The 19,620-nt window shown below is 54.7% G+C and carries 19 protein-coding genes; 12 read left to right on the top strand and 7 right to left on the bottom strand.

The window, feature by feature from the left end; genetic code table 11:
- The first annotated feature begins 37 nt into the window (after positions 1-37).
- The gene (gene mltA / locus AC1MKH_RS19710; protein ID WP_276223961.1) at positions 38-1,135 is read left to right on the top strand and encodes a murein transglycosylase A; all 1,098 of its coding nucleotides are present in this window, start codon (positions 38-40) and stop codon (positions 1,133-1,135) included.
- Positions 1,136-1,293: 158 nt separating this feature from the next.
- Positions 1,294-2,106: a tRNA cyclic N6-threonylcarbamoyladenosine(37) synthase TcdA gene (gene tcdA / locus AC1MKH_RS19705; protein ID WP_276223964.1), complete on the top strand. Its 813-nt coding sequence runs from the start codon at positions 1,294-1,296 to the stop codon at positions 2,104-2,106.
- Here the strand turns inward: tcdA and csdE are convergent.
- Positions 2,091-2,540: a cysteine desulfurase sulfur acceptor subunit CsdE gene (gene csdE, locus AC1MKH_RS19700; RefSeq protein WP_276223966.1), complete on the bottom strand. Its 450-nt coding sequence runs from the start codon at positions 2,538-2,540 to the stop codon at positions 2,091-2,093. The genes tcdA and csdE overlap by 16 nt on opposite strands.
- Positions 2,537-3,745: a cysteine desulfurase CsdA gene (gene csdA, locus AC1MKH_RS19695; RefSeq protein ID WP_276223968.1), complete on the bottom strand. Its 1,209-nt coding sequence runs from the start codon at positions 3,743-3,745 to the stop codon at positions 2,537-2,539. The genes csdE and csdA overlap by 4 nt, the downstream gene beginning before the upstream one ends.
- 192 nt (positions 3,746-3,937) lie before the next feature.
- Between csdA and AC1MKH_RS19690 the strand changes: the two genes are divergently transcribed.
- The 4 genes from AC1MKH_RS19690 to rlmM all read left to right on the top strand — a co-directional run bounded on the left by AC1MKH_RS19690 (position 3,938) and on the right by rlmM (position 6,941).
- The gene (locus tag AC1MKH_RS19690) at positions 3,938-4,165 is read left to right on the top strand and encodes a YgdI/YgdR family lipoprotein (RefSeq protein ID WP_015963218.1); all 228 of its coding nucleotides are present in this window, start codon (positions 3,938-3,940) and stop codon (positions 4,163-4,165) included.
- Positions 4,166-4,515: 350 nt separating this feature from the next.
- Complete coding sequence (gene gcvA, locus AC1MKH_RS19685) at positions 4,516-5,433, top strand: glycine cleavage system transcriptional regulator GcvA (RefSeq protein ID WP_015963219.1); 918 nt, start codon at positions 4,516-4,518, stop codon at positions 5,431-5,433.
- 19 nt (positions 5,434-5,452) lie between these two features.
- Complete coding sequence (locus AC1MKH_RS19680; protein WP_108477165.1) at positions 5,453-5,848, top strand: DUF423 domain-containing protein; 396 nt, start codon at positions 5,453-5,455, stop codon at positions 5,846-5,848.
- Entirely contained in the window at positions 5,841-6,941 is a 1,101-nt protein-coding gene (gene rlmM / locus AC1MKH_RS19675; protein ID WP_276223973.1) for a 23S rRNA (cytidine(2498)-2'-O)-methyltransferase RlmM, read from the top strand. Before AC1MKH_RS19680 ends, rlmM begins: the two co-directional genes overlap by 8 nt.
- Positions 6,942-7,057: 116 nt before the next feature.
- Here the strand turns inward: rlmM and xni are convergent, their stop codons facing one another.
- The 5 genes from xni to queF form a co-directional block, all read right to left on the bottom strand.
- The gene (gene xni / locus AC1MKH_RS19670) at positions 7,058-7,813 is read right to left on the bottom strand and encodes a flap endonuclease Xni (protein WP_276223974.1); all 756 of its coding nucleotides are present in this window, start codon (positions 7,811-7,813) and stop codon (positions 7,058-7,060) included.
- Positions 7,814-7,943: 130 nt separating this feature from the next.
- Positions 7,944-9,311: an L-serine ammonia-lyase gene (locus tag AC1MKH_RS19665; protein ID WP_276223976.1), complete on the bottom strand. Its 1,368-nt coding sequence runs from the start codon at positions 9,309-9,311 to the stop codon at positions 7,944-7,946.
- A 60-nt stretch (positions 9,312-9,371) separates the two neighbouring features.
- Complete coding sequence (locus tag AC1MKH_RS19660) at positions 9,372-10,661, bottom strand: HAAAP family serine/threonine permease (protein ID WP_276223979.1); 1,290 nt, start codon at positions 10,659-10,661, stop codon at positions 9,372-9,374.
- A gap of 563 nt (positions 10,662-11,224) precedes the next feature.
- On the bottom strand, positions 11,225-12,589 hold the full coding sequence (ppnN, locus tag AC1MKH_RS19655; protein WP_276223981.1) for a nucleotide 5'-monophosphate nucleosidase PpnN: 1,365 nt from the start codon (positions 12,587-12,589) through the stop codon (positions 11,225-11,227).
- 127 nt (positions 12,590-12,716) lie between these two features.
- A complete protein-coding gene (gene queF, locus AC1MKH_RS19650) occupies positions 12,717-13,562 on the bottom strand; it encodes an NADPH-dependent 7-cyano-7-deazaguanine reductase QueF (RefSeq protein WP_276223984.1) in 846 nt (281 codons plus the stop codon).
- 68 nt (positions 13,563-13,630) lie between these two features.
- Here queF and syd point away from each other — a divergent pair, with 68 nt between their 5' ends.
- The 6 genes from syd to AC1MKH_RS19620 all read left to right on the top strand — a co-directional run bounded on the left by syd (position 13,631) and on the right by AC1MKH_RS19620 (position 19,618).
- Complete coding sequence (syd, locus tag AC1MKH_RS19645) at positions 13,631-14,176, top strand: SecY-interacting protein (RefSeq protein WP_276223986.1); 546 nt, start codon at positions 13,631-13,633, stop codon at positions 14,174-14,176.
- A gap of 681 nt (positions 14,177-14,857) precedes the next feature.
- Entirely contained in the window at positions 14,858-15,187 is a 330-nt protein-coding gene (locus AC1MKH_RS19640; RefSeq protein ID WP_276223988.1) for a YqcC family protein, read from the top strand.
- Positions 15,187-15,963 (top strand): tRNA pseudouridine(65) synthase TruC, encoded by a 777-nt coding sequence (truC, locus tag AC1MKH_RS19635; RefSeq protein WP_276223990.1) that lies wholly within the window; start codon positions 15,187-15,189, stop codon positions 15,961-15,963. The genes AC1MKH_RS19640 and truC overlap by 1 nt, the downstream gene beginning before the upstream one ends.
- 21 nt (positions 15,964-15,984) lie before the next feature.
- Positions 15,985-16,428: a flavodoxin gene (locus AC1MKH_RS19630; protein ID WP_276223992.1), complete on the top strand. Its 444-nt coding sequence runs from the start codon at positions 15,985-15,987 to the stop codon at positions 16,426-16,428.
- 479 nt (positions 16,429-16,907) lie between these two features.
- Positions 16,908-18,266, top strand: coding sequence for a galactarate/glucarate/glycerate transporter GudP (gudP, locus tag AC1MKH_RS19625; RefSeq protein WP_276223993.1), 1,359 nt, complete (start codon positions 16,908-16,910; stop codon positions 18,264-18,266).
- Positions 18,263-19,618, top strand: a complete 1,356-nt coding sequence (locus AC1MKH_RS19620) for an enolase C-terminal domain-like protein (RefSeq protein ID WP_276223996.1) — start codon at positions 18,263-18,265, stop codon at positions 19,616-19,618. Before gudP ends, AC1MKH_RS19620 begins: the two co-directional genes overlap by 4 nt.
- Positions 19,619-19,620: the final 2 nt, after the last annotated feature.

Below are 19,620 nucleotides of genomic sequence, written 5' to 3'. Positions count from 1 at the left end.
TTCGGGCATTCACGATTTACGTAGAAGACGAGATACCATGAAAGGACGTTGGGCAAAGTATGTGGTGACGGGCGCAATGCTGGCAATGCTGGCTGCTTGTTCTTCCAAACCGACCGATCGCGGTCAACAGTATAAAGACGGGAAATTTACCCAGCCTTTCTCACTGGTCAATCAACCTGAAGCCGTCGGCGCGCCAATCAACGCCGGTGATTTTGCAGAACAGGTTAATCAAATTCGCAGCGCGTCGCCGCGCCTGTATGGTAACCAGAGCAACGTGTATAACGCCGTGCAGCAGTGGCTGCGTGCCGGGGGCGATACGCGCAACATGCGCCAGTTCGGTCTCGACGCCTGGCAAATGGAAGGTGCCGATAACTACGGTAACGTCCAGTTTACTGGTTACTACACGCCGGTGATTCAGGCGCGCCATACCCGTCAGGGTGAGTTCCAGTATCCGATTTACCGCATGCCGCCGAAGCGCGGAAAACTGCCGTCGCGCGCCAGCATTTATGCCGGTGGCCTGAGCGACAGCTATATCCTTGCCTACAGCAACTCGCTGATGGATAACTTCATTATGGATGTGCAGGGCAGCGGCTATATCGATTTTGGCGACGGTTCGCCGCTCAACTTCTTTAGCTACTCCGGCAAAAATGGCTGGCCGTATCGCAGCATCGGTAAAGTGCTGATCGATCGCGGGGAAGTGAAGCGCGAAGATATGTCGATGCAGGCGATCCGTGAGTGGGGCGAAAAACACAGCGAAGCGGAAGTGCGTGAGTTGCTGGAACAGAACCCGTCGTTCGTCTTCTTTAAACCTCAATCATTTGCGCCGGTGAAAGGGGCAAGCGCGGTGCCGCTGATTGGTCGCGCGTCTGTGGCATCGGATCGTAGCATCGTTCCGGCGGGCACCACGCTGCTGGCGGAAGTGCCGCTGCTGGACAATAACGGCAAGTTTAACGGTCAGTACGAGCTGCGACTGATGGTCGCGCTGGATGTGGGCGGGGCGATTAAAGGCCAACACTTTGATATCTATCAGGGGATCGGCCCGGATGCCGGACACCGCGCAGGCTGGTATAATCACTATGGCCGCGTGTGGGTGCTGAAACCTGCGCCAGGCGCCGGGAACGTGTTTAGCGGTTAATTCCTTCACCCTCACCCCGCCCTCTCCCTGAGGGAGAGGGAGAAAGGCGGAGCAGAGTCGTCACTCCGCGCTCGATCGGTTCCCTCTCCCTCAGGGAGAGGGTTAGGGTGAGGGTAACCATCCACTCCCACTCTTATGTTTTTCAACTCCGAGGTTTTATGTCAGTTGTCATCAGTGACGCCTGGCGCCAGCGTTTTGGCGGCACGGCGCGGTTGTACGGTGAAAAAGCGTTGCAGCTCTTTGCGGGCGCGCATGTTTGCGTGGTAGGGATCGGCGGCGTAGGCTGCTGGGCGGCAGAAGCGCTGGCGCGTACCGGGATTGGCGCAATCACGCTTATCGATATGGACGACGTCTGTGTGACCAACACCAACCGCCAGCTTCATGCGCTGACTGGCAATGTCGGGCAGGCTAAGGCGGAAGTGATGGCCGAGCGTATTCGCCAGATCAACCCGGAATGCCGCGTCACGGTGATCGATGATTTCGTTACCACGGAAAACGTCGCACAGTACATGAGCGCAGGCTATGACTACGTGATTGATGCCATCGACAGCGTGCGCCCCAAAGCGGCGCTGATTGCTTACTGTCGCCGTTATAAAGTGCCGCTGGTGACCACCGGCGGGGCGGGCGGGCAAATCGATCCGACGCAGATTCAGGTGACCGATCTGGCGAAAACGATTCAGGATCCGCTGGCAGCGAAACTGCGTGAGCGGCTGAAGAGTGAGTTCAACGTGGTGAAAAACAGTAAAGGCAAGTTGGGTGTGGACTGCGTATTTTCCACCGAAGCGCTGGTTTACCCGCAATCGGATGGTTCAGTGTGTGCGATGAAAAGCACGGCAGAAGGGCCAAAACGGATGGACTGCGCCTCCGGCTTTGGCGCGGCGACCATGGTCACCGCAACTTTTGGCTTTGTTGCGGTATCCCATGTGTTGAAAAAAATGATGGCGAAAGCGGAGCGTCAGGCCAGCGCCTGACGTGCAGCTTGCGTTACCGCCTCACTCAGGGCCGCCAGGCCCTGCGTGCGCGAGGCGCTCAACTGACCGCGTAGCCCCAGCTCATCAAATAGCGCCAGTGGGTCGGCTGAAGCCAGATCGCTGGCGCTTCGTCCTTCTACCGCTGTCAGCAATACAGCCAGCAGCCCGCGCACAATCCTTCCTTCACTGTCACCAAAGAAATGCATCGCGCCCGATGGCGTGACCGTATAGCCCAGCCAGACGCGATTTTCGCAGCCGGGGATTTCCCGTGCCTGCGCTTTGAGATCGTCGCTGAGCGTAGGAAGCTGCTTGCCCAGCAGAATCACCTGCCGGTATTTCTCTTCCCACTGCTGCAATGGGGTAAAAAGCTGGCGCAGCGAGTCGGGGGTCACGGTTGTGCCGAACGGATGCCCGGCGAGCAGGGAAGCTGTCATTCATCCACCAGTAATTCGAGCGCCCGATCAACGGCGTTGACCAGCGCGTAAACGTCATCCTGCGTATTATAGGGCGCAAAGGAAGCACGCAGCGTGCCGCTTACGCCAAGTGCGGCCAGCAGCGGCTGTGCGCAGTGCTGCCCGGCGCGCAGGGCGATACCGTACTCTGCCAGCAGCGTAACCATATCGCTATGGTGAACACCTTTAAAATCGAAGGCCAGCAGGCTGGAATCCTGGCAGCGGAAGGAACGGAATCCCGGTCGCTTCGCCAGTTCATCTTCCGCAAGCGTTGCCAGCCCACGGCTCCAGTTTTCTGCCTGCACGATATCGATATCAGCAAGCCACTCCAGCGCGGCGCTCAGGCCAATGACGCCCGCTACGTTTGGCGTGCCCGCTTCCAGGCGATAAGGTACCGGTTGCGTGGTAAATCCGTCGAAGGTGACTTCACTGATCATCTTGCCGCCGCCAAGCCATGGCGACATGTCGTCGAGCAGGTCGCTTTTGCCGTACAGCGCGCCGATACCTGTCGGGCCATACAGTTTATGCCCGGAAAAGGCGTAGAAATCGATATCCAGCTGTTGCACATCCGCCGGGCAGTGCACCGCGCCCTGTGCCCCATCGACCATCACCACCATATTTGCCTGATGAGCAAGGGTAATGGCGCGCGCTAAATCCGGGCAGCCGCCGGTCACGTTGGACATTTGCCCCAGCGCCAGAAACTTACTGTGCGGTGTGATAAGCGAAGGCAAAAGGTTGAGATCGGGCAGACGATCGCTGCCCAGCGGGAGCTTAACGATTTTCGCCCCGGTTTGTTGCGCAACCATCAGCCACGGCACCAGGTTGGCGTGGTGTTCTGCTTCGCTGACGATAATCTCGTCACCTGCCTGCAAGCGAGGCCGCGCATAGCATTGCGCTACCATGTTGATGGCTTCTGTCGTTCCGCGCGTCCAGACGATATTTTTCCCGGAAGGGGCATTCAGGCGCTCTGCAACTTGATCGCGGGCGGCTTCATAACGGGCGGTGAGCTTTTGCGCCTGTGCAAACTGACTACGGTGGACATTGCCTGCGCTGAGCGAATAGAAGTGCTGCGTGGCTTCAATGACGGCCTGCGGCTTAAGGGCCGTCGCGGCGCTATCAAGATAGACGCCTGCATCGGCCAAAGCAGGGAACTGGGCGCGAAACTGCGCGGGGTTGAAAGCGTTCATGATATTCCTCGGTTCAGTAGTGCGATCGTGGCGCAAAACAGGCCCTGTGACAAGGCTTGTGCTAACCATCAGAATAATCTGGATATCCTGGCGAAATCTGACCAGTGACATATGCTAAATAACGTTAGGCAAATGTTTTTGCCTGTTACGGAATATGAACTATCTGGCATAAATCGCTTAAAGGAGTAGAAGATGAAAAAGACTGCCGCAATTATTTCAGCTTGTGTAATGACCTTTGCCCTGGGCGCATGTTCTTCCCCGAACTACGTCATGCACACGAATGATGGCCGTAGTATTGTCTCTGATGGTAAGCCGAAAACGGATGACGAAACCGGGATGATTTCTTACAAAGATGCCAACGGGAACAAGCAGCAGATTAACCGTACCGATGTGAAAGAGATGGTTGCCCTGGAAGACTAAGTCAGGTTTACAGGCAAAAAAAAGCACCGCAATTTGGCGGTGCTACATTAATCACTATGGACAGACAGGGTAAATGTACAGGAAGTGAAAAAGGGTAGCGTCGCTACCGTGGTCTGAATCGCAGACCAATTGCAAACACAACAACACAACATCACAACCGTAAGCCAAAAGCCCATCAGAACACGCATTCCGAAAAAAGCTTCTCGTTCCGGCTCAGGAAGTGCCGCCACTATAGGTATTTGCTGGTAGAAGCTCAACGGACAATTTATAATGTCTCAGATAAAAAAAACTAATAGGTTAAGCGTTGTTTCCTATTTGTTAAATCCTATTAACATTCAGGTTCTGGGACCATGTCGAAGCGATTGCCACCTCTGAATGCATTACGTGTATTTGATGCAGCAGCCCGCCATTTAAGTTTTACTCGCGCCGCCGATGAGCTTTTTGTGACACAGGCCGCAGTAAGCCACCAAATCAAGTCACTTGAGGATTTTTTGGGTCTGAAGCTGTTCCGACGCCGCAATCGATCGTTGCTGCTTACGGAAGAGGGGCAGAGCTATTTCCTCGACATCAAAGAGATCTTTTCGCAATTAACCGAGGCAACGCGTAAACTACAGGCACGAAGTGCAAAAGGGGCCTTGACGGTCAGTTTATTGCCCAGTTTTGCCATTCAGTGGTTGGTGCCTCGTCTTACAAGCTTTAACTCAGCTTATCCGGGAATCGACGTCAGAATCCAGGCTGTTGACCGTCAGGAAGACAAGCTGGCTGACGATGTTGACGTGGCTATTTTTTATGGTCGCGGCAACTGGCCGGGGCTGCGTGTCGAAAAATTGTACGCAGAATACCTGCTGCCGGTTTGCTCACCGCTGCTGCTGACGGGCGATAAAGCGCTTAAAACGCCAGCAGATCTCGCAAAGCACACGTTATTACACGATGCTTCGCGTCGCGACTGGCAAACCTATACTCGTCAGTTGGGGCTTAACCACATCAACGTTCAGCAGGGACCGATCTTCAGCCATAGCGCGATGGTGCTACAGGCTGCCATTCATGGACAAGGCGTTGCGCTGGCGAATAACGTCATGGCGCAATCGGAAATAGAAGCAGGCCGCCTGGTCTGCCCGTTTAATGATGTCCTGGTCAGTAAAAACGCTTTTTATCTGGTTTGTCATGACAGTCAGGCTGAACTGGGTAAAATAGCTGCCTTCCGGCAATGGATACTGGCGAAAGCGGCCAATGAACAAGAGACATTCCGCTTCCGCTACGAACAATAAATGAATGTAGGGTAATCGCATGACCAGCCGTTTTATGCTGATTTTCGCCGCCATTAGCGGCTTTATCTTTGTCGCACTGGGCGCTTTTGGCGCACACGTGTTAAGCAAATCTCTGGGTGTTGTTGAGATGGGCTGGATCCAAACCGGCCTCGAGTACCAGGCGTTCCATACGCTGGCAATTCTCGGCTTATCCGTTGCGATGCAGCGTCGCATCAGCATCTGGTTCTACTGGAGCAGCGTTTTCCTGGCATTAGGTACCGTGTTATTCAGCGGCAGCCTGTACTGCCTGGCGCTCTCTCATTTACGCCTGTGGGCGTTTGTTACTCCGGTGGGGGGCGTTAGCTTCCTCGCAGGTTGGGCGCTGATGTTGGTCGGCGCTATTCGTCTTAAACGTAAGGGTGTTGTTCATGAATAAGGTTGTGCTCTATTGCCGCCCTGGGTTTGAGAAAGAGTGTGCTGCGGAAATTACAGATAAAGCCGCACGCCGCGAAGTCTTTGGTTTTGCGCGAGTAAAAGATAACTCTGGCTATGTGATATTCGAGTGTTATCAGGAAGGCGAGGCCGATAAACTGGCCCGTGAGCTGCCGTTTAGCTCACTGATTTTCGCGCGTCAGATGTTTGTTGTCGGTGAGTTACTCAAAGATTTGCCGCCGGAAGATCGCATTACGCCAGTAGTCGGCATGTTGCAGGGCGTGGTCGAAAAAGGCGGCGATCTGCGTGTGGAAGTGGCCGACACCAACGAAAGCAAAGAGCTGATGAAGTTCTGTCGCAAATTTACCGTACCGCTGCGTTCGGCACTGCGTGAGGTTGGCGTATTAGCCAAATACGACACGCCGAAGCGCCCGGTCGTGCATGTGTTCTTTATCGCGCCAGGTTGTTGCTACACCGGTTATTCCTACAGCACCAATAATTCCCCGTTCTATATGGGCATTCCGCGCCTCAAGTTCCCGTCCGATGCGCCAAGCCGTTCAACCCTGAAGCTGGAAGAGGCGTTCCATGTCTTTATTCCCGCCGATGAGTGGGATGAGCGTCTGGCGAACGGGATGTACGCGGTTGACCTCGGGGCGTGCCCTGGCGGCTGGACCTATCAGCTGGTGAAACGCAATATGTGGGTTTCCTCCGTGGATAACGGCCCAATGGCACAAAGCCTGATGGATACCGGGCAGGTGACGTGGCTGCGCGAAGATGGTTTCCGCTATCGTCCGACTCGCAACAACATCTCGTGGATGGTGTGCGATATGGTCGAGAAACCGGCGAAAGTCGCCGCGCTGATGGCGCAGTGGCTGGTAAACGGCTGGTGTCGCGAAACCATCTTCAACCTTAAGCTGCCGATGAAAAAGCGCTATGAAGAGTTGTCGTCAAACCTGGCGCATATTGAGCAGGCGCTGAAGGACAACGGTATCAATGCAGAGATTCAGGCGCGTCAGCTGTACCATGACCGCGAAGAAGTGACGGTTCACGTGCGTCGCTGGTGGGCAGCGGTCGGTGGACGTCGGGACGAGCGGTAAGGCCCCCCTCACCCTAACCCTCTCCCGCAGGGAGAGGGAACCGATTGTGCATATCTGACAGAACTGAGCCGGTTTTCTCCCTCTCCCTGCGGGAGAGGGCGGGGTGAGGGGGAGTTCTACCGCATCAACCGCAACTGCTGCAAATTCCCATCCAGCTGTAGATTTGTCTCCAGCCGCGCAACGTCGCGACAGATAAACGCCATCTCTTTATGCTCTTCGAGCTTTTTGCGCCACTTCTCCGGCACTTTCTCTAATTGCGCATAGATCCCTTCCAGCGATTCAAACTCATTCAGTAACTGCGTGGCGCTCTTCGGCCCGATTCCTGCCACGCCCGGCACTTTCGAACTGCTGATCCCCGCCAGCCCCCAGTAATCAGGTAACTGCTGCGGCGTGACGCCAAATTCACTGGCGATAAACGGCGCATCCAGCCAGCGTTTCTGGAAATAGTCACGAATGCGAATGGTGGGTGAGAGCAACTGGCAGTAGCCTTTATCCGTCGAGATAATCGTCGCCTGGTGCCCGGCCTGCGCCACTTTCACCGCAAGCGTCGCGGCCAGGTCATCGGCTTCGCTGCCGGGTAGCGCCCAGCATTTAATGCCGCGCTGTTCGAAGGCCGTGCGTAAGACGGGCATCTCTTCTACCAGCGTGTCCGGCATCGGCGCACGGCCCGCTTTGTAGTCTGGCAGACGCTGGTGTCGCCAACCCTGACCCCGCTCTTCATCATCAAACACGGCGACCACGTGCGTGGGTTGGCTGTGGGCAATTAGTTGCTCCAGCGCCCGCAGGCACGTTTCACCGCAGGGGGAACCCTGCACGGCATGAATGCGGCGAATCAAATTGAGTGCGTCGACGATAAGCAGATGAACGGACACCGGGACCTCCTTGTAACAATTGAGGCTAGGGTAACATTTGCGTCAGGGGGAGGCTACGCGGGATAAAAAATCAGGAAGGCGACTCGCAAAAAACTGCCCGGCGCAGCGTGCCACCGGGCAATTGGGGGGATTAATCGCAGGCAACCACTTTCATTGCCAGGCCGCCGCGAGAGGTTTCACGGTACTTGGCGTTCATGTCTTTGCCTGTTTCATACATGGTTTCGATGACCTTATCGAGGCATACGCGCGGCTCGCTGGTACGGCGAAGCGCCATACGGGCAGCGTTGACCGCTTTGACAGAGGCAATCGCGTTACGCTCGATGCACGGCACCTGAACCTGACCGGCAACCGGGTCGCAGGTTAAACCGAGGTTATGCTCCATGCCGATTTCAGCGGCAATGCACACCTGAGCCGGGCTACCGCCCAGCAGTTCCGCCAGGCCTGCGGCAGCCATGGAACAGGCCACGCCCACTTCGCCCTGACAGCCCACTTCCGCGCCGGAAATAGAGGCGTTCATCTTGTAAAGCGAGCCAATTGCGCTGGCCACCAGCAGGTAGCGTGCGAGAGAGTTGGCGTTCACTTCGCGGATAAACTTGTCGTAGTACGCCAGCACCGCCGGAACAATCCCGCAGGCACCGTTGGTTGGCGCTGTCACCACGCGTCCGCCAGCGGCGTTTTCTTCGTTTACCGCCAGCGCGAACATGTTGATCCAGTCAACGACCGCCATCGGGTCGCTGCTGATTTTATCCTGGCTGACCAGCATACGGCGCAGCGCGGAGGCACGGCGCGGGACGCGCAGTTTACCCGGCAGCACGCCTTCGGTGGTGGTGCCATGTTCGATGCCGCCTTTCATAACCGCCCAGACGTCAGCAAAGTGCTTTTCCAGCTCTTCTTTGCTGTGCAGCGCCAGTTCGTTCTGCATCATCAGGCCCGAGAGGGAAAGGCCCGTCTCGCTGCAATGACGCTGCAAATCTGCCGCACTGCGGTACGGATAAGGCACGGCGACCGGTGCTTCAGTCTGCTGACCGAAATGCTCTTCATCGACGATAAAGCCACCGCCGATGGAATAATAAGTTTTGCTGTAAACCGCTTTTTCGCCCACCAGTGCGGTGATGCGCATGCCGTTTTCATGCAAAGAGAGGTTGTCGGCATGGAAGTTCATGCACTTATCAACCGGGAACTCCACTTCGTGCTGGCCGTTTGCCAGCAGTAAACGACCGTGGGTATTCACGTCCTGGATAAAGCCAGGAATGCTGTCGATATCGACGGTGTCCGGCAGGTTACCCGCCAGGCCCATGATGATGGCGATATCGGTATGGTGGCCTTTCCCGGTGAGGGAGAGTGAGCCATATACATCGACGACGACGCGGGTGATGTCGGTCAGGATCCCACGCGCAATCAAGTCGTCCGTGAATTGTTTGCCTGCTTTCATTGGCCCGACAGTATGAGAGCTGGAGGGACCAATGCCGATTTTGAAAATATCGAATACGCTGATCATGATGCATCCATTGCTGTAGGAAAAGAAGAGACGCGCCGCCCGAAGGCGGCGCGGGGGATATTAGCTGAACAGAGAGTAGAAGATAGCGGAGATAGCAATCAGACCCATAATCACAACGAAGACGTTGCTGATGTGGCCGCTGTATTTACGCATCGCCGGTACTTTCTGAATCGCATACATCGGCATCAGGAACAGAATCATCGCGATAATCGGGCCGCCCAGGGTTTCAATCATACCCAGGATGCTTGGGTTCAGGGTCGCCACAATCCAGGTGGTAACCAGCATGAACAGCGCAGTGATTTTGTTCAGTTTGTTGATTTCGATGGATTTGCCTTTGCCGCGCAGAGACTTAATCACCATCCCGTTAAAGCCTTCACGTGCGCCCAGGTAGTGGCCCAGGAACGATTTAGTGATAGCGATAATCGCGATGATTGGTGCCATCCATTCGATGAAGGAGACGTTAAAGTGGTTCGCCAGGTAAGACAGAATCGAGATGTTCTGTGCTTTTGCTGCTGCCAGGTCTGCCGGAGTCAGGCTCAGTACGCAGCTGAAGACGAAGAACATTACCGTCAGCACCATCATGACGTGTGCGCATGCCAGGATTTTAGAACATTTTTTCTCAGCACCCTGGCCGTATTCTTCACGTTTCGCTACGGCGAAAGAGGAGATGATCGGCGAGTGGTTGAAGGAGAAGACCATGACCGGAATAGCCAGCCACAGCGTCATCCACAGACCGTTGCCGGTAGAGGAGGCAGAGCTAAAGGACAGGGTTTCCAGCGCCGCACCGCTCCACTGAGGGATGAGGTACAGAGCCAGCAGCATCAGGGCTGCAACGAACGGGAACACCAGAATACTCATCGCCTTAACAATCATCTGCTCACCGAAGCGAACGATGGTCATCATACCGACGATCAGAATCAGCGACAGAATCGCACGCGGCGGCGCAGTCATCTGCAGCTGGTGCGTCATGAAGCTTTCTACGGTGTTGGTGATGGCTACGCTGTATACCAACAGAATCGGGTAGATAGCGAAGAAGTAGAGCAGGGTAATCAGTTTACCTGCGCCTACGCCGAAGTGTTCTTCAACAACTTCCGTGATGTCTTCGCCCGGATTTTTACCGGACAGCACGAAGCGGGTCAGGCCGCGGTGTGCGAAGAAGGTCATCGGGAAGGCAAGGATTGCCATGATAATCAGCGGGATCATACCGCCGACGCCTGCGTTGATCGGCAGGAACAGAACGCCCGCGCCGATTGCTGTACCGTACAGACCCAGCATCCACATGGTATCTGTTTTGCGCCATCCGCTAGCGGATTGTGTTGACGCGATGGTGCTGGTTTGAGTGCTTTCCATCTGTATCTCCTGGAGGACTAAAATTGCCGGTTTTTAGTTAAATCCAATGGAATTAAGACCGACAGTAATATGAAATCTTTTCAGTGACGGTTTTTTTATGATTTTCCACCCATCACTACGACGGGGCGGAAAGATACATTTAACTGATGAATCTATCAGTGATCATGATCCCAAATGTAATAATTCACTCCTCTTCGCTGTGTTTGCAGTTCATCTGCCTGTGATTGTTATTTGGGCAGAAATTTATGGGCGCGAAACCTAGCATTAGCAGTATGGTTGGTAAATAGGCAGGAGTGTAAATACGCGGTTTGCACTAATAAAAGTGTCAAAAATAGCGTTTTAGACGGTTTATTTATCTTTGTTGTCAATAATTCACGCTTTGCTGAGTACGCAAACGATTGAGGGAAAGTGATTAACGATAAGGGATTGTTGTCATTTTTTGTTCAACCCCGTCAGCACATGTGAGGGGATAAACGAAACGGGGTGGCGTTTTATGCTAATGGATTCAATGGGCAAGAAGGGATAAGTCGCCCGACGAGCGGGCGACGGCGTGACAGGCCTTATCAGGCCATGATTTCGTAGCAAGGGATATAAGCGGAACCTGGCAGTTTCATACGGTGCTGGGCGACAAAACCCTGCAACAGGTCGTCCATACGGCGCATCATCTCTTTATCGCCGTGGATCTTATACGGCCCATGCTCTTCGATGGCGCGGATACCCACTTCCTTCACGTTACCGGCGACGATACCCGAGAAGGCGCGGCGCAGGTCAGCGGCCAGCACTTCAACCGGCTGGTCCGGATAAAGCTTCAGGTTCGCCATGTTTTCGTGAGTCGGTTCGAACGGCATCTGTAGGTCTGGCGCGATTTTAATCGACCAGTTAAAGCTGTAAGCATCACCCGTATCGCGACGATTTTCTTTCACCAGCGGCATCGCTTTCTTCATCTGACGAGCCACTTCCGCCGCATCGTCGATGATGATTTTGTAGTGGCGCCGCGCGCTCTCACCCAGCGTATGGACGATAAACTCATCCAGCACGCGGAAGTAATCGGCGCTCTCTTTCGGGCCGGTGAGGATGAGCGGCAGTACCTGATTTTTATTCGCCGGGTTCATCAGAATTCCGAGCAGATACAGCAGCTCTTCCGCCGTACCGACACCGCCGGGGAAGATAATGATGCCGTGAGCGATACGGACAAACGCTTCGAGACGTTTTTCGATATCCGGCATAATAATCAGCTCGTTAACCAGCGGGTTAGGCGGCTCAGCAGCGATGATTGATGGTTCAGTCATGCCGATGAAACGGCCTTCTTTGTAACGCTGCTGCGCGTGACCAACCGCCGCGCCTTTCATTGGCGCTTCCATCGCCCCCGGGCCACAGCCGGTACAGATATTCAGCTCGCGCAGGCCAAGCTGATTCCCCACGCGACGCGCGTAGAGGTATTCATTTTCGTTAATGGAGTGACCACCCCAGCAAACGACCATGCTCGGCGCTTCGCCGACGTGCAGCGCACGCGCGTTACGCAGAATGCTGAAGACCAGGTTGGTAATATGCGTGGAACTTTCCAAATCAAGATTCGGGAAGCGTACGGCGTTATGAATCTGGCCGTAAACGAACAGGATATCGCGCAGCACGGCAAACAGGTTCGCCTGCAACGAGCGAATAATATGGCCATCAACGAACGCCTCTTCCGGCGGGTTGATGAGTTCCAGCTTCACGCCGCGTTCGCGGCGCAGCACGTTAATATCGAAATTCTCAAAACGTGACAGCAGTTCTTTACTGTTATCGGTCAGGCTGCCTGAATTCAGTACCGCCAGCGAGCAGTTACGAAACAGATGGTACAGGTCGCTGCTGGCCGTGCGTTTAAGCATGTCGACTTCCAGCTGCGACAACATATCCATTGAGCCAAGCGGGCTAATATGTGTAATCAAGTGAGCTCCTTACGGGACGAGAATCGTCTTCCCTGCTGATTACAATAGCCTTGCCTGTAGGAATACTACAACCATCCTGTGTGGGAGAATGGTTGCAAATTGAGAAATTATTTAGGTTTGTGCGAGCTTACTGCCTGACCAGTCGCCCAATCGCCGGCACAAAGTCCGTATTCGAACGCCACGGGTTAATGTCCAGCCCGCCGCGACGGGTATAGCGCGCATAGACGCTCAGGCTTTCCGGCTTACAGAAGCGCAGAATATCGCTAAAAATACGCTCGACGCACTGCTCGTGGAACTCATTATGGTGACGGAACGACACCAGATAACGCAGCAGCTTTTCGCGGTCAATCTGCGGCCCGCGATACTGGATTTGCACCGAGCCCCAGTCTGGCTGATGGGTAATCAGGCAGTTGGATTTCAGCAGATGGCTGACCAGCGTCTCTTCCACACTCTTGCTGCCGGTTGAGTTCAGCAGGTAATCGGCATTGAACTGATAGTTATCAATCTCGATATCCTGATTATCAATGCAGGTGCCGTGGAAATGGGCGATAGGCTGCCCTTCAATTTCATCCAGACGATAAAGCGAAACGGTGACGTCGCCCTGCGCGCAGGCGCTGAGATCGCGCTCCAGCGTATGGCGGACATCTTCCCATGAGCCAAAACGCGTCTGGTTAAAACTGTTCAGGTAAAGCTTGAAGCTTTTGGACTCAACCAGGTTGACGGTGGTATGGCTCAGCTCAACGTGACCCACCGCCACCTGCGGCAGCCCTTTGGAGTTAAGCCAGGAGAGTTCATACAGCGTCCAGATGTCGGCGCCGTGGAACGGCAGCGTGTCGGCATGCAGGCCCAGCGGATCGCGGTTCAGGCTACGCGGAACGCCCTGTAATAACCCGGCATCGTAAGTGTCGCGGTAATCCGTTGATTTACCAAGCGTCAGGCCCGTCAGCGCCTGATGATTCTCATAAGAAGACATGTTTCACCGTTATAAAGCAGGTAGACTATGCGCCAAGTGTAACCTGACTAACCAGAAGAGAGAAATCGGTGGACCATCAGACCGCAGAAGCGCTTAAAGCCTTTACCCAACGTTATTGCGACGCCTGGCAGCAACAGAATCACTGCTGGCCGCGCAGCGAAGAGCTGTTTGGCGTAGCGTCTCCCTGCATCGTCAATACCACCGACGACGCGGTTTTTTGGCAACCGTTGCCGTTTAGTGGTGAACAGAATGTAAATGGCGTTGAACGTGCGTTGGACATTGTGGTACAACCACCCCTTCATACTTATTATACCACTCAGTATGCTGGCGACATGGAAGCCCGTTTTGCCGGACAACGACTGACGCTGCTACAGGTATGGAGCCCGGACGATTTTCGTCGCGTGCAGGAGAATCTGATCGGCCATATGGTCACTCAGAAACGCCTGAAGCTTTCGCCGACGTTGTTTATCGCCACGCTCGACAGTGAACTGGACGTAATTTCCGTCTGTAATCTGACCGGCGAAGTGGTTAAAGAGACGCTCGGCACCCGCAAGCGCCAGACTCTCGCCCCCTCTCTTGAGAGCTTCCTCAATCAATTAGACCCCGATTTGTAATCCAGTTTGCCCGAATGCTTGTGAGAGATCTCTTACAAGCCTTGTAGGAGATCGCCAGGCTGTAAGTAGGACAGCTACTGATCGATTATTATGTTTTCCTTATAAATCAGCTTATTAAGATTTTTCTTAGGCTCTTTCATATGAAAATGTCCTTACAGGATTGCCTGAAGGGCCCTTGTAAGACGGGGCGGAATAAGCGATTCTATGTCCGTCGACAAGGAGTCGCACAGTGAAGTGAACATCAGGATGATGACACTTCAAACAGGACACACCAGGACGGTGCTTCAGGGATAGGCCTCAGGATGAGGTAAGTGGATACGCCAGGATGGTGTTACAAGGAAAGGCTTCAGGACGAGGCAAAAGGATAACGCAGGACGCGTTAAAGGACACCTCCAGGACGGAGAATGAGAGCCAGACAGGATGCCTGGTGGAGCAAGAAGTTCAGGACATACTCAGGGATTGGGTAGATTCGCATCGGGGTGGTGTGAGCAGGACGCAACAGTTTACGGATGAACAGGCCGCAAGGCCGCAGGAAAAGTTGTCACGGACGAGCAGGGAGCACGAAAAGTAGCTGGAATGCTGCGAAACGAACCGGGAGCACTGTTTATACAGTGCTCCCTTTTTTTGTTTTGCGTTCGGCTGGTGTATCCTGCACGCGATTTTGTTTCTACCGAGGTAGCCATGACCCTTCACGATAATTTGCGCGAACAACTTCAGGCCATCGAAGCGATGCTGCGCCTGCACCAACACTGGCAGGACGAAGCGCCGCATGAAAGCAAATTTGCCAGCGACCAACCCTTTTGCATGGACACGCTGGAGCCGCTGGAGTGGTTGCAGTGGGTATTGATTCCGCGCATGCATCAATTGCTGGATAACGGCCAGCCGCTGCCGCAAAGCTTTGCCATCGCGCCGTATTATGAAATGGCGCTGGATGCACAGCATCCGCAGCGCGAGATTATTCTGCTGGAGCTGCAAAAGCTCGATGCCTTTTTTGCCGATGACGCTAACTGATGCTGGAAATTATTTATCAGGATGAGTGGCTGGTGGCCGTCAACAAACCATCCGGCTGGCTGGTTCACCGCAGCTGGCTGGACCGCGATGAAAAAGTGGTGGTGATGCAGACCGTCCGCGACCAGATTGGTCAGCACGTGTTTACCGCTCATCGCCTCGATCGCCCGACTTCCGGCGTTCTGCTAATGGGGCTCTCCAGCGAGGCGGGGCGTTTGTTGTCTCAGCAGTTCGAGCAGCATCAAATGCAGAAGCGCTATCATGCGATTGTGCGCGGCTGGCTGATGGATGACGCGGTGCTCGATTACCCGCTGGTGGAAGAGCTCGACAAAATCGCCGATAAATTCGCGAAAGAGAATAAAGATCCGCAGCCTGCGGTGACGCACTATCGTGGGCTGGCGACGGTCGAAATGCCGGTCGCCACCGGGCGCTACCCAACGACCCGTTACGGGCTGGTTGAGCTGGAACCGAAAACCGGGCGCAAGCATCAATTGCGCCGCCATTTGTCCCATTTGCGCCATCCTATTCTTGGCGACAGCAAGCATGGTGATTTGCGTCAGAACCGTAGCGCGGCGGAACATTTCGGCTGCCAGCGTCTGATGCTGCACGCCAGCTCGCTTTCGCTGACGCATCCGTTTACTGGCGAACCGCTTACGCTGCGCGCCGGGTTCGACGAGACCTGGATGCAGGCCTTGTCACACTTTGGCTGGCGCGGGCTTCTCCCCGATAACGAAAGGGTTGAGTTTGTCGCCAACAGCGGTCAGGATGAGAACATCTGAAAGTAAACAGGGAGTTAAATCATGGCTGAAGTAGGGATTTTTGTAGGCACCATGTATGGCAATTCGCTGTTAGTCGCCGAAGAAGCGCAGGCGATTCTGGGCAATCAGGGCCATACCGCCAAAGTGTTTGAAGACCCGCAGGTCAGCGAGTGGGAAGAGTATGTCGGCAAATACGTGCTGGTGGTGACCTCCACGACCGGGCAGGGCGATTTGCCAGACAGCATCGTGCCGCTGTTTAACGATCTCAAAGATATGTATCAGCCGCATCTGCGCTACGGCATTATCGCGCTGGGTGACAGTACCTACGCTAATTTCTGCGGCGGCGGGAAAACGTTTGATGCGTTGTTGCAGGAACAGGACGCGCAGCGTATCGGCGACATGCTGATGATTGACGCCAGCGAAGATCCTGAACCAGAGGGCGTGTCGAACCCGTGGGTTGAGCAGTGGGCAACATTGCTTAAGTAAGGTGTCGCCCTCTCCCTACGCAGAGGGCGTTCCCTTAAATCGCCAGTTCGCTGCACTAGCAGCTTTCACTATCTTATTCCTCATTTTCGCCACCTGCCTCGGGCGAATGCCAATATTTGCCCATTTAATAATGGGTTAGCGCAGGGCGTTTTCACTGCGTCAAGAGAGCTGTTTCACACTCTGCCTTCCTCTGTGTTTGTAACGTGCTCTTCCCGCAAACAGTTTTCATTTCCGTGAGGTATCTTCCAGCGCGTTGTGCATAAGCCATAAATCTCTTTTATTTACCGCGTGAATGCTGTGAAGATGCACGGTGAGCCACAGGTGACCTCTTTTTATACTTCCTGAGCCAGTTATAAAACGCAGTCAGCAAGACATAACGACACACTGCGATAAAAACACAAATACGTCATTCTGATTACCCTACAGGTTGTGCTGTTCAGAGTGAATGTAGCCGAAAGCTATAATTCAGGAGTACAACAATGAGTTCATTAAGTCAGGCTGCGAGCGGGGCGGAAAAGCGCACCAATGCTCGTTACTGGATAGTGGTGATGTTGTTTATTGTCACATCCTTCAACTACGGCGACCGCGCCACCTTGTCTATTGCCGGTTCGGAGATGGCGAAAGATATTGGCCTGGACGCGGTGGGTATGGGTTACGTTTTCTCCGCATTCTCATGGGCCTATGTTATCGGCCAGATACCGGGCGGCTGGCTGCTTGACCGCTTTGGTTCAAAACGCGTTTACTTCTGGTCTATCTTTATCTGGTCCATGTTTACCCTTTTGCAGGGCTTCGTCGATATCTTCAGTGGTTTTGGCATCATTATCGCCTTGTTTACCTTACGTTTCCTGGTCGGCCTGGCGGAAGCGCCTTCCTTCCCTGGCAACAGTCGAATCGTCGCGGCATGGTTCCCGGCGCAGGAGAGGGGCACGGCGGTGTCGATTTTTAACTCCGCACAGTATTTCGCCACCGTTATCTTTGCGCCAATCATGGGTTGGCTGACCCATGAAGTGGGTTGGTCTCATGTGTTCTTCTTTATGGGCGGGCTTGGGATCGTTATCAGTTTTGTCTGGCTGAAGGTGATCCACGAACCGAACCAGCACCCGGGTGTGAACCAAAAAGAGCTGGATTACATTGCAGAAGGTGGTGCGCTGATCAACATGGATCAGGCGGGGGCAAAAGCCAAAGTGCCGTTCAGCGTGAAGTGGGGGCAAATCAAGCAGTTGCTGGGTTCTCGCATGATGATTGGCGTTTATATCGGCCAGTACTGCATCAACGCCCTGACTTACTTCTTTATCACCTGGTTCCCGGTTTATCTGGTGCAGGCGCGCGGCATGTCGATTCTGAAAGCGGGCTTCGTGGCCTCCGTTCCGGCAATTTGCGGCTTTGCGGGCGGCGTGCTGGGCGGCATTATTTCCGACTGGCTGATGCGTCGTACCGGTTCGCTGAACATTGCGCGTAAAACGCCAATCGTCATGGGCATGCTGATGTCGATGGTGATGGTGTTCTGTAACTATGTGAACGTTGAGTGGATGATCATCGGCTTTATGGCGCTGGCCTTCTTCGGTAAAGGCATTGGCGCGCTGGGCTGGGCGGTGATGGCAGATACCGCGCCGAAAGAGATAAGCGGTCTCTCGGGCGGCCTGTTCAATATGTTCGGCAACATTTCCGGCATCGTTACGCCAATTGCAATTGGCTATATCGTCGGTACCACGGGCTCGTTTAACGGTGCGCTGATTTATGTCGGTGTGCATGCGCTGGTGGCGGTACTGAGCTATCTGATACTGGTTGGCGACATTAAACGTATCGAACTGAAACCTGTTGCGGGGCAATCATCATGACAACGCAATCCAGCCCAGTTATAACGGACATGAAGGTCATTCCGGTCGCCGGGCATGACAGTATGCTGCTCAACATCGGCGGCGCACACAACGCGTATTTCACCCGTAATATCGTGGTGCTGACCGATAACGCCGGGAATACCGGCGTGGGGGAAGCGCCGGGGGGTGAAGTGATTTACCAGACGCTGGTGGATGCGATACCGATGGTGTTGGGCCAGGAGATAGCCCGGCTGAATAAAGTGGTTCAGCAGGTGCATAAGGGAAACCAGGCGGCAGATTTTGACACCTTCGGCAAAGGCGCGTGGACATTTGAACTGCGGGTTAACGCGGTGGCAGCACTGGAAGCCGCGCTGCTCGACCTGCTCGGCAAAGCGCTCAATGTCCCGGTTTGTGAACTGCTGGGCCCTGGTAAGCAGCGTGATGCGGTGACCGTGCTGGGCTATCTCTTCTACGTTGGCGACCGTCGCAAAACCGATTTGCCGTATCTGGAAAGCACCCCAGGCAACCATGACTGGTATCATCTGCGTCATCAGGAAGCGCTCTCCAGCGATGCGGTGGTGCGTCTGGCAGAAGCCTCGCAGGACCGCTACGGCTTTAAAGATTTCAAACTGAAGGGCGGCGTCCTGCCGGGCGAACAGGAAATTGAATCAGTGAAGGCGCTGAAAAAACGCTTCCCCGACGCCCGTATCACTGTCGATCCCAACGGGGCCTGGCTGCTGGATGAAGCGATTTCCCTGTGTAAGGGGCTGAACGATGTGCTGACTTACGCAGAAGATCCGTGCGGCGCCGAACAGGGTTTCTCCGGGCGAGAAGTGATGGCGGAATTCCGCCGCGCCACCGGCTTGCCGGTCGCCACCAATATGATTGCCACCAACTGGCGTGAAATGGGCCATGCGGTGATGCTCAATGCGGTAGACATTCCGCTGGCGGACCCGCATTTCTGGACGCTATCCGGCGCGGTGCGTGTCGCGCAGCTTTGTGACGACTGGGGCCTGACCTGGGGTTGCCACTCCAACAACCATTTCGACATCTCGCTGGCGATGTTTACCCACGTGGGCGCTGCCGCACCCGGTAAACCGACGGCGATTGATACCCACTGGATCTGGCAGGAAGGCGACGCGCGCCTGACCAAAAATCCACTCCAGATTACCGACGGCAAAATTGCCGTTCCCGATGCGCCTGGACTGGGCGTAGAGCTGGACTGGGATCAGGTGCTGAAAGCGCATGACGCCTACAAAAGCCTGCCGGGCGGTGCGCGTAACGACGCCGGCCCGATGCAGTATCTGATCCCCGGCTGGACATTTGACCGCAAACGTCCCGTTTTCGGCCGCAACTCATTAAAAAAGGACTGAAT

Source organism: Pseudocitrobacter sp. CD920760, assembly GCF_057782505.1.
This window is presented reverse-complemented; position numbering and strand designations above follow the sequence as displayed.

Coding starts and splice junctions, on each gene's coding strand:
- queF (WP_276223984.1), bottom strand. CDS start 13,562: ATGTCTTCTTATGAGAATCATCAGGCGCTGACGGGCCTGACGCTTGGT.
- AC1MKH_RS19690 (WP_015963218.1), top strand. CDS start 3,938: ATGAAAAAGACTGCCGCAATTATTTCAGCTTGTGTAATGACCTTTGCC.
- AC1MKH_RS19665 (WP_276223976.1), bottom strand. CDS start 9,311: ATGATCAGCGTATTCGATATTTTCAAAATCGGCATTGGTCCCTCCAGC.
- tcdA (WP_276223964.1), top strand. CDS start 1,294: ATGTCAGTTGTCATCAGTGACGCCTGGCGCCAGCGTTTTGGCGGCACG.
- AC1MKH_RS19620 (WP_276223996.1), top strand. CDS start 18,263: ATGACAACGCAATCCAGCCCAGTTATAACGGACATGAAGGTCATTCCG.
- mltA (WP_276223961.1), top strand. CDS start 38: ATGAAAGGACGTTGGGCAAAGTATGTGGTGACGGGCGCAATGCTGGCA.
- csdE (WP_276223966.1), bottom strand. CDS start 2,540: ATGACAGCTTCCCTGCTCGCCGGGCATCCGTTCGGCACAACCGTGACC.
- truC (WP_276223990.1), top strand. CDS start 15,187: ATGCTGGAAATTATTTATCAGGATGAGTGGCTGGTGGCCGTCAACAAA.
- csdA (WP_276223968.1), bottom strand. CDS start 3,745: ATGAACGCTTTCAACCCCGCGCAGTTTCGCGCCCAGTTCCCTGCTTTG.
- gcvA (WP_015963219.1), top strand. CDS start 4,516: ATGTCGAAGCGATTGCCACCTCTGAATGCATTACGTGTATTTGATGCA.
- AC1MKH_RS19630 (WP_276223992.1), top strand. CDS start 15,985: ATGGCTGAAGTAGGGATTTTTGTAGGCACCATGTATGGCAATTCGCTG.
- gudP (WP_276223993.1), top strand. CDS start 16,908: ATGAGTTCATTAAGTCAGGCTGCGAGCGGGGCGGAAAAGCGCACCAAT.
- AC1MKH_RS19640 (WP_276223988.1), top strand. CDS start 14,858: ATGACCCTTCACGATAATTTGCGCGAACAACTTCAGGCCATCGAAGCG.
- AC1MKH_RS19660 (WP_276223979.1), bottom strand. CDS start 10,661: ATGGAAAGCACTCAAACCAGCACCATCGCGTCAACACAATCCGCTAGC.
- AC1MKH_RS19680 (WP_108477165.1), top strand. CDS start 5,453: ATGACCAGCCGTTTTATGCTGATTTTCGCCGCCATTAGCGGCTTTATC.
- rlmM (WP_276223973.1), top strand. CDS start 5,841: ATGAATAAGGTTGTGCTCTATTGCCGCCCTGGGTTTGAGAAAGAGTGT.